At 58.5% G+C, this 5708-nt stretch carries 6 protein-coding genes; 1 reads left to right on the forward strand and 5 read right to left on the reverse strand.

Features of this window, described 5'->3' with window-relative positions; all coding sequences use genetic code 11:
* From RMO15_RS03185 to RMO15_RS03205, 5 genes are all read right to left on the reverse strand, one after another.
* Positions 1 to 1170: redoxin domain-containing protein (locus tag RMO15_RS03185; protein WP_309707727.1), on the reverse strand; the 1170-nt coding region annotated here is incomplete at its 3' end.
* A gap of 29 nt (positions 1171 to 1199) precedes the next feature.
* The gene (locus RMO15_RS03190) at positions 1200 to 1673 is read right to left on the reverse strand and encodes a hypothetical protein (RefSeq protein ID WP_309707729.1); all 474 of its coding nucleotides are present in this window, start codon (positions 1671 to 1673) and stop codon (positions 1200 to 1202) included.
* Complete coding sequence (locus RMO15_RS03195; RefSeq protein WP_309707730.1) at positions 1670 to 2608, reverse strand: hypothetical protein; 939 nt, start codon at positions 2606 to 2608, stop codon at positions 1670 to 1672. The genes RMO15_RS03190 and RMO15_RS03195 overlap by 4 nt, the downstream gene beginning before the upstream one ends.
* A 7-nt stretch (positions 2609 to 2615) precedes the next feature.
* Positions 2616 to 3632 carry a hypothetical protein gene (locus tag RMO15_RS03200; RefSeq protein WP_309707732.1) on the reverse strand — a complete coding sequence of 339 codons (1017 nt, stop codon included), beginning with the start codon at positions 3630 to 3632 and terminating at the stop codon, positions 2616 to 2618.
* Positions 3633 to 3774: 142 nt separating this feature from the next.
* Complete coding sequence (locus RMO15_RS03205) at positions 3775 to 4332, reverse strand: hypothetical protein (protein ID WP_309707734.1); 558 nt, start codon at positions 4330 to 4332, stop codon at positions 3775 to 3777.
* A 95-nt stretch (positions 4333 to 4427) separates the two neighbouring features.
* Between RMO15_RS03205 and RMO15_RS03210 the strand changes: the two genes are divergently transcribed.
* Positions 4428 to 5708 (forward strand): hypothetical protein (locus RMO15_RS03210; protein WP_309707736.1); only part of this gene is annotated, 1281 nt, incomplete at its 3' end.

Consider the following 5708-nt stretch of genomic DNA (forward strand, 5'->3'; position numbering starts at 1 on the left):
CGCAGGTTCAACTCCGGCGGGAATATCTTTGGAGCCCACAAAGCTCGCGGCGATCTTGCCGTCTTTATCAATGATATAGGTGGTCGGGATGCCGCTAACACTGTAGAGCTTCTTGGCGATAGAGTTAGCCGTGTCCTTTGCCGCAGTATCAAAGACTAGGGGGAAGGTGAACTTGGCCTGGTTTTTAGGCACCCACTCGTCGTACTTGTCTTTCGTATCCCAGACACAGACCCCGAGCACGATAATATCGCTGCGATTTTTTACCTTCTGCCAGGTCTTCTCGATATGAGGCATCGTCACCATGCACGGGCCACACCAAGTCGCCCAGAAGTCCATCACGACGGTCTTGCCCCGGTAGTCCGAGAGCTTGACGGGCTTACCATCGAGGGTGTAGACCGTAAAGTCGGGGGCTTCAGTACCCACTGCAAGGAGCGGCGGACGTGGGGCGGCAGGTTTGGGAGTCGGTGCCTTGAAGGGCTCTATCCCTGGCGCAGGCGTGTAAGCAAAGGTGGTCGCCTCAGGCAGGCGGACGTTCTTCTCAATCTTGTGAATGGTAGCCGTGGTGGTGGACTTTGGCCCCTCGCCCATCTGAAGTGTCTGCACTTTTCGGCGAGCAAGTCCATCCTTGCCAAAGTAGAGCGTCCCTGCATACTGAATCTTATTGGTTCCGAGCGTCATCGTGTAGCGGTAGCTCACGCCACCACACTTCTCGCCATCGATCACCTCTGCCTCGGCGAGCTTGAGCTCCTCCAGCACTTTGCGCTCTTTGTGGGCCGCAAACTGAGCTTTCAGCGAGCGGCTCTCGCTAAAGAAACCGTCCCAAGGCTCCACGCCCATCATCATCGTGGCGGGATTTGCCACGGTGGTGGTGTAGGTCTTGCCACTCTGGCGCACGTACTGCTTTCCGTCACTTACCACAAGAGACGTTGATTGCTCACTCTTTTTCCCCTCGGCATCAAGTGTCCAGAGCTCGTAGCGCAGAAACCCAGGCCGGCCCGCAAGCACCTGCGAGACCGTCCGGCGCGTATTTGCGCCACTGAGAGTCGTGATCTCGCCCTCGGCTCGAACCGACTTGAGCGCGGCAATTGCCTTTGCATTGGTCTCCAGAAGTGCCTCAGCACGGGGATCAATCGTGTCTTGAACAAAAAAAACAAGAGCGGGTAAAAACATGGTTACTTCCTCCTGCTCTCAGTATAACACTAACGTGGTCGGCGTAAATCGTACTGAACGGACTTATCGTAGACCCCCGCCTCGATGCGCTCTCGCACTCGAGCCGGTGTGGTGACCTCCAAGAGGCAACCACGCAGCTCAAAGCAGACCTCGTAGGAGGTAGCAATCGTAGGCTGTGGACTCGGGGCAACGGCAAGCTTCTGGAGTCCCAAGAGGGCATAGAGGCGCTCCACCTCGCTCTTCGCTTGGAGCTGCTTCTGAACCTGATGAATCGGTGTGGTGTTTCGGGCGTAGCGTGATGCGCCCCGGCGAAAAGCAGCGGGATCAAGCTCGTGTAAACCCAGCAATCCGTAGAGCTGTGTGCTGAGAAACGGCGAGTGCAGCCAGCTTTGGAAGATTGGGAGCGCGACCCTGGGATAGTTCAGGAGGTAGAGAAGCTGGAGGTAGTCGTTCTCAGAGGAGCCAAGCCCTAGTGCCCCGGCAACTCCGAATGACTCGCTCATTTTCCCGGATCGCAGATGGCCGTGAGAACCACGTCTCCGGCGGCGGCGGCTTGGGAGAAAAATCCCCAGACGATCTCACCAGTGGCAGGGTCTTCTTCGCCGTTAGTTTGGAGGAGCTTGCCGGGGAGCTTGGCTTTGATGAGCATAGCCACGAGAGCATCGTCGTTTTTATCACCGCCCGGGCCAGCATTGGCCTGCTTCTTCGTCTTGTCTTTAACATCGTTGGTGATGGCGGCGACGATTTTTTGCACGGCTGTGCGTCGCTCTGGCTCGGAGAGCTTCTCCCCCAGAGCGCCTTTGAGTTCGGTATCCACCGACGCACCCAGGTGCCTCTTGAGCTTGAACTCCCCTAGCTCGGGGTGGGTAATCAGAAGGCCAAGAAGGGGTTCACCGGGGCCGAAGAGCGCACGCCAGAGGCTCTGTTGCAGGTGCAGGGTGAGCGTCGCCTGCCCCGCTTTATCCAGTGTGGGGAGAGTCGCGGCAAGCAGTGTCATGAGCTCGGAGTCGGGGGTGGCCAGCTCGGTGGGCTTAGGGCCGCGCCAGCGGATTACCTCGCGGTACTCTAGCTTGCCATCGGGGAGGGTGCGCACGGAGAGGGTGTTGCCCAAGATCATCGTGGGAGGTGTCCCCTTAGGCGCATCTTTCTTGGGTGGCGACTTCAGCGCAAGATCATCGGAGAGGGTCTCGCCTGCCGGAAAGGCGCGGGTCGCGGTGACGATCAGCTCGCTCTTGTTCTCGCTCTTCGGATCGGTCTCCCGTGTGACTTTCCAACCGGGCGTGCGTGGCGGTGCAATGAGATCGTCCAAGGCAGGAGCCATGCTAAAGCCATCCGTGCTCGGAGCACTCCCTCGGTAGACTACCGTGCGCACAAACGAGCCATCGGGCTTTACGTCGGTGCGGGTGCCGATCCGGGCACAGCCACTCGAAACCAGCAACAGGGCACTAGCGAGTGCGCTGGACCATAATCGTCTGTTCTGCAAGCTCATCCTCACTGCGGAGGCGATTGTACTCCGCCTCAAGCTCATCAAAAGCACTCTCAAACTCCCCCAGAGCAGCACGCGCGTTGAAGACTTCCATGGCGTGCAGAGCCGTGTTATTGGTGCCTATGGTCGCCGTCAGGGCATCGTCCACAGGCGCAATTCCCTGCACCGCAAGACGAGCCTGCTCCACAATCAGGGCTTCCCGGAGCTGGTCGCAGCTCTCTAAAGCATTGCGCAGGCGCTCTAAACAGCGGCGGGCCTCGGGCAGATCCGTGAGATCCACGCCCTCCCAATCGTCCAAGTACTGCTGGCCTTGCACCCGCAGGCATTCCAGCTGACGAAGCCGCTGGTTGCAGGCCTCATGAGTCAGCGAGTCCCAGTCGGCGGCGAGGGGCTCTAAGGCGTTCTGCCAGCGTACCAGAGCGATCTCCCAGAGCTTGGCATGGTAGCGATCGCGCTGCTTGCTGAGAATTCCCGCCGCGGAGTCAATGGCGTACTTGACTTTCTGCCAGCGCTCCTGGGTAGCAACATCGCTCTGGGGCTGCTCCGTCACCTGCAGACGGGCCTCTTCCAGTCGCTTCTCACGCTGAGAGATATCGGTAAGGCGCTGACGAATGGTCTCTTCGTCGTTGCGGAGACAGTCAATCACGCGCTTGGCAAACTGCGAAAGCTCTGGCGGAGTCCACTCTTTATCGGCTCCCAGGAGCACGCCCAGGCTGACGCCCACAGCAACTCCCACGGCCACACCCATCCCGGCCATCAGAAAGCCCCCGATAATGGCACCGATAAAGCCTCCGAAGGCCGCACGTGCCCCATCGTTCATGGGAGTTTCCATGGTCAAGGTATCGCCACGTGCCACCATCTCAGGGATGCCCCGATCAGGACGCTCGTTGCGAGGGTCCGCAATACCACAGTTAGGACAGCGACTATCCGTCGTCGTCACAAAGTAATCACACGCACAGCAGCGCTTGTACTTCATGCTTTCATTTGCTCCCGACAGGGTGATTCCAACATCTCCAAGTAGTCCGACAGTATATCTCTAAACCCCCGAAAATACCACGTCCCCCGTAATCTTCTATACGAAAAACGGAGGACGCTGGTTTCGGTTTTCGAAAAAAAACTTACAGGCGGAACCCCAACGACAAGTTCATCCCAGAAAAATCGAAGTTCAGCACTTTGCCAAACGAGTAGTACCGCCCCTCGATATAGAAGCGATTCCCGAGAGAAACACCCCCAAAGAGACTCCCACCAACACCTGTACGCCACGCACTAGGAATATTGTCTATCAGATAATTTGAGCGGAAGTTGGTCACCAGTAGATTGGCAGACGCTCCAAAATAGGGCCGAACGTTTTTATTTTCGGACGTGCCACGGCGGTAGACAATCCCAATAGGAGCAAGAAGCACCTCGGCATCCGAGGAGCGTGAGGAGATAAAGTTCAGGTCTAAGTTAAACTCGCCCTTAGACTTGGGTGCCGCCACATCTCCAATACCCAAGCCAACATTGGTCCAAGAGCCCCCAAAACGACTACGTGCCGCCTCGGAAGCAGGAGTAAAGAAACCCACTTGCGGGCCAAAGAGTAAGCGCCCACTCTTTTTCTGCTCCTGCGCCTGGGCGGGTGCGACAGCAAGTGCAGCCACTCCAATCACAAACAAGGTAAAAAGATTTTTCAGATTCATCTTTCCTTTTCCTTTCATGAGCGCAAGAGTGCGCCTTCTCTCATCATTGGCAAGAAACGCTCCAAACTAAAGCAAGTGGTATACTTGTTCTTTGTATGGCAAGTAAGACTAAACCACTTGCTGCCCCGGAGTGCGTCGCCGTAGCGCTTGGCGTGGCGGCGTTTTTTTCTGCCTCGGCTCGGGCAAGCTCTGGTGCGCCAGACTATCCGACGGTTCTCGCTGAAGCACTCGGGCGGCTGGAGTCGGGGGAATACTCCCAGGCACGACTCTCTCTTCAACAGGCTCTGGCCGTAGACTGCAACGACCCTTGCGGCCTGCTGGCGCTGGCGGTCTATGCCCTCCACACGGGTGATGGCAAGCGGGCGGAGCTGGCCCTGCGCCGTGCCCAAGAGCAAGAGCCCGATAACTCTCTGATTCCCGCCGCACTTGCCCTGGCCAAGCTCCTGCAGAACGATCTGGCGGGGGCACAGTCCTTTGCAAAGTCCAGTCCTCTGCTGGGGCTCTATGTCCGACTCATGGCAGGCGATAAAAGTGTGGCAGGCGAGCTTGCGGGCGTAAAAGAAGACGAAGGCGATCCGCTACGGCTAGAACTGGCGGGAATGGCGGCCCTACGTGCGGGAGATGCGGCGCGGGGGAGCCGGCTATTGAAGGCCCTCATGGCGCGCCCCGAGTGGATACCCTGCGAAGAGTCCCGCGCAGTCACTCTGCCCTTTGTCGAGCGACGTCTAGCGGAGGGCAGCGCGGGCACAAGTGAGCCGATTAACCTTCCTGCGGCAACAGCGGCGACGCTCACTCTCACGGGTCAGGCCACGCTTACTCCAGGGACGGTTCCTGCGGGCACGGCTTCGGTGAACTACCAAGTTCCCGCGACCTACAATGCGGCGACCAACAGCAGTCCTTACATTTCGCAGTGGAATACCACCCGCCTCGCCAATGGCCTCTATACCCTCACCACCACCGCACACAGTGCACAGGGGGAGGTGCTCAGTGAGACACGGCGCATCGTTCGGGTTGCCAACACCCCCGCCTCTGCCTCGTCCCGGCTGACCCCGGATCAGCGTGAGGCGATGGACACGCGACTTCAGGCGCTGCTGGCTCCCCAGCCCAGCCGAAAAGCCGCACACTACGCCCTCGCTGAGTGGGCGGTTCGTAGTGGCAATAGCGCCGAAGCCTTGGCAAGAATCGAGTCTGTGGTTGCCATTGACCCACAGTTCCGATCTGCCTATGGCTCGCTCAAAGAGTACAATAAAAAGTATGTCGGGATGGGCAACGGCTACTGGCGCGGGCAGACCAGTGGAAAGCTGATCGCTCTCACTCTGGACGATGGCCCCAACCCACTCAAGCACCGCACCCCGGCACTCTTGGATACCCTGCGC

This window comes from Armatimonas sp. (genome assembly GCF_031410135.1).
In the GTDB taxonomy this organism is placed as follows: Bacteria; Armatimonadota; Armatimonadia; order Armatimonadales; family Armatimonadaceae; genus Armatimonas.

Bases quoted from the DNA above. Each gene is read 5' to 3' on its own strand.
- RMO15_RS03190 (WP_309707729.1), bottom strand. From the start codon at position 1,673: ATGAGCGAGTCATTCGGAGTTGCCGGGGCACTAGGGCTTGGCTCCTCT.
- RMO15_RS03200 (WP_309707732.1), bottom strand. From the start codon at position 3,632: ATGAAGTACAAGCGCTGCTGTGCGTGTGATTACTTTGTGACGACGACG.
- RMO15_RS03205 (WP_309707734.1), bottom strand. From the start codon at position 4,332: ATGAATCTGAAAAATCTTTTTACCTTGTTTGTGATTGGAGTGGCTGCA.